At 43.0% G+C, this 3051-nt stretch carries 5 protein-coding genes; all 5 read left to right on the top strand.

Going from position 1 to position 3051, the window contains the following annotated elements:
* A partial coding sequence (locus DS742_RS28420; RefSeq protein ID WP_147325906.1) for a prepilin peptidase occupies positions 1 to 772 on the top strand: 772 nt, incomplete at its 5' end.
* Positions 773 to 784: 12 nt separating this feature from the next.
* On the top strand, positions 785 to 946 hold the full coding sequence (locus DS742_RS29160; RefSeq protein ID WP_170313639.1) for a hypothetical protein: 162 nt from the start codon (positions 785 to 787) through the stop codon (positions 944 to 946).
* Between the two features lie 122 nt (positions 947 to 1068).
* Positions 1069 to 1239, top strand: coding sequence for a Flp family type IVb pilin (locus DS742_RS28415; protein WP_117420263.1), 171 nt, complete (start codon positions 1069 to 1071; stop codon positions 1237 to 1239).
* A 190-nt stretch (positions 1240 to 1429) separates the two neighbouring features.
* Entirely contained in the window at positions 1430 to 2248 is an 819-nt protein-coding gene (cpaB, locus tag DS742_RS28410) for a Flp pilus assembly protein CpaB (protein WP_170313638.1), read from the top strand.
* 27 nt (positions 2249 to 2275) lie between these two features.
* The coding region (locus tag DS742_RS28405; protein WP_117420262.1) for an AAA family ATPase at positions 2276 to 3051 on the top strand (776 nt) is incomplete at its 3' end.

The raw sequence follows: 3051 nt of genomic DNA, 5'->3' as shown, positions 1-3051 counted from the left end.
TTTACAACAAAAGAGGTATTCTGTTGTAACCACTCACGAATCAGTCATTGAAACAGCATACAAACCTTATAAGATCAGGAACATGGGGGAGAAGATGAATGGAATTTTAGGTACTGCCGTTTTAACCGGTGTGAGCAGTCTGGTTGGTTATTTTATACCGGAATTATCATATTCCTTTGCCTGTTATAAATGCAGGAGGAAGGGATATCAGGCGCCGTTAAGAAGCAACATTTACCGGTGGAACGGTTTAAGCCTGGTTTTTACTACAGGCGTTACAGGATTGTCCTGTTTTCTATTGCCGTTTGATCAGGCCATATTTACGATGCTTGTCAGCTATATTGCAGCTTTTGGCATTTGTGTGGACAGATTAATAAGAATCATCGCCAATGAAATGCTTTGGGTGATTCTGGCAGCAGGTCTTACATACCGTATACATTCAAACGGCTTACCAGGACTCTTGGGTTCAGCCGGGGCATTGCTGCTGGTGATTGTTGTTTTTGGCTTCACAATGATGTTTACCTATGCCAGGAAAGGGACTGCTGGAATTGGAATGGGAGACGTAAAGCTGGCCATGATCATTGCAATAACAGTCGGCTTTCCCGGAGTCTTTTACTTCCTGACCGGAATGGCCTGTGTCATCGGTTTTTATTGTCTGGCAGGCATGAAATGTGGTTTTCTGGTCCGCGACAGTACTTTCCCGATGTGCGGGCACATAATGGCGGGTTTCCTGATCGCATTGCTTTGGCCGTACATTTCAATCACTATTTTGTGAAATGAGGAGAATATGAGAAGCTTAAAATCTGAAAATGGACAGGCTATGGTTGAATATGCAACTCTGTTTGCAGCAGTTGTAATCCTGGCCGCGATTACCTTCGGAAATATGTCAGAGGCTGCGGTTGGGATTTATAATCTGATTCAGACCAAGCTGATACCTATGTTTTCGTAATGTTTGGAGTAACCAGCCGGTTTGGTTGTAAACATATTAAAACTTTAAGATGAAAAATGGAATCTGGCATAGTGAAGTTTTATGCTGATTCTAAATATACAGAAGAAGGGGAGGTGAAAAATATGAAAAAGTTTTGGGATAAATTTGTTTCTGAGGAAAGTGGACAGGGAATGGTTGAATATGGATTAATTCTCGCACTGATCGCTGTTGCTGTTATTGTTGGATTACAGACACTTGGCGGTAAGGTATCTAGTACATTTGATAAGGTTAATACTGCAATTACAACACCGTAATAAATAAGTAATACAAGAATCAAACCGGCTGTTGCTTATAGAAAGACGAGGCGAATTTTCAGAAGATATCTGCGAGCCTCGTCTTGAATTATAAAAATTAAAAAGGCATGAATCAAATAATATCAGAGAATAAATTTGATTTTTTATATAAATTTTATGGCAAAGGCCGTAATACCAGGGAGGAATTAAGGTGAAAAAAATTCGTTTGATTGCATTGGCAGTTGCATTCCTTGTGTTCATAGCGGGATACCGGATGCTTGCATTGCGGGAAAACCATCAGTCCCAAACCAAGGCTGATGGACAGAAAATCGAAGTAGTCGTTGCAGCGCAGGATTTGAGTCCCTACACAACACTGACGAAGGATATGATAAAGCTTAAAAAGGTACTGGTTGATGAAGAAACGAAAGGCTATTACAGAAAGCCGGAGGAAGTAGTGGGAAAGGTATGTGTATCAAATGTCTTTCAGGATGAAGTGCTGACAGACCGAAGGCTCGCAGAAGATAATGCAGAAGTTCTTGGGCTTTCCTCAAGGCTGGAGGAAGGAAAACGGGCGGTATCCATAAATACGGATTTAGAACAGGGAGTTTCCAATAATCTCAGAGTGGGAAACTATGTGGACGTTATTTTTACAGGCACCCTGAAATCGTCTGTGCAGGGGAGCGAAGAAGGAATCCCGGCAGGACTGGCCATGGAGAGGATTATGGGTCCCCAGAATCCGGCCAATGCCCAGATTGTAAATGATTCTGTAGGAAATGAATTTTCTGTTATTGCCCTGCAGAATATTAAAGTTGCGGCACTTGGAAACTCGTTTTCCTTTGACAGCACGAAAGACTATAAAGATGAGGAATACGTAAGCGTCACATTGGAAGTGACCCCTTCCCAGGCAGCCCAGATTGCCCTCATGAAAAGCGGGGAAGGGAAAATACAGCTGGCACTCAGACCTCAGGAGGACAGCACTGTCGTAAACGAACCCCGTGGATCAGTACTTAAGAATTATGAAGGAAATTAGTTTTCTTTGGGAAAGGGGAATCAGCTTGTGAAAATAAAAATTCTGCTCCTGGGGATACCGGAGAAATGTTCACAGATCAAAACGCAGATAAAAGACGATGAGATTACCATAGTCGGATATGTAGTGGATGAGAACCAGGTACTAAATGAGATAAACAGGACCATGCCGGATCTGATTCTGATTACGGATACTTCACCCATGGCCCTGCGGTCCTGCCAGCAGATTTATCTGCTGCGCCCGCGCTCTGTTCCGATTGTGCTTTCAGATCTGGAAGACAGCGATCTGATGTATAAGATCCTGCAGTCCGGAGTCCACTACATTCTGCCTGAAAATATAGAGCCCATTAATCTGATAGCAGAATTAAAGGGAATTTACAGCAATGAATCAAACCGAATTCTGGCACTGGAGAATACGGGAGCCAAATCTTCCAAATCAAAAGTAATTATGGTCTTCGGTCCAAAGGCTGGAGTGGGAAAGACAACTCTGGCAGTAAATATGTCAATAAAACTGGCTCAGAAAAATAATAAGGTGGTTATTCTGGATTATGACTTTCAGTCCGGAGACGTTGGTATTCTGCTTGGTATGAATCCGAGGAATACGATTCTGGAACTGATCCAGGAACAGAGTAATCCAAATGTTGATACGATCCGGCAGTTTTTGTCTCTCCATCTTTCCGGTGTGAACTTCCTGCCCAATCCACACAGCCCGGAATATGGGGCCTCCATCACTGCCAGGCAGGTGGAGAGCATCATTGCGGCTTTGCGGGTTTACTATGATTATGTTATTGTCGACGCAGTTTCGGG

The sequence above is a fragment of the Lacrimispora amygdalina genome, assembly GCF_003432035.1.
Classification (GTDB): Bacteria; Bacillota; Clostridia; order Lachnospirales; family Lachnospiraceae; genus Lacrimispora; species Lacrimispora amygdalina.
This window is presented reverse-complemented; position numbering and strand designations above follow the sequence as displayed.

Bases quoted from the DNA above. Each gene is read 5' to 3' on its own strand.
- DS742_RS29160 (WP_170313639.1), top strand. From the start codon at position 785: ATGAGAAGCTTAAAATCTGAAAATGGACAGGCTATGGTTGAATATGCA.
- DS742_RS28415 (WP_117420263.1), top strand. From the start codon at position 1,069: ATGAAAAAGTTTTGGGATAAATTTGTTTCTGAGGAAAGTGGACAGGGA.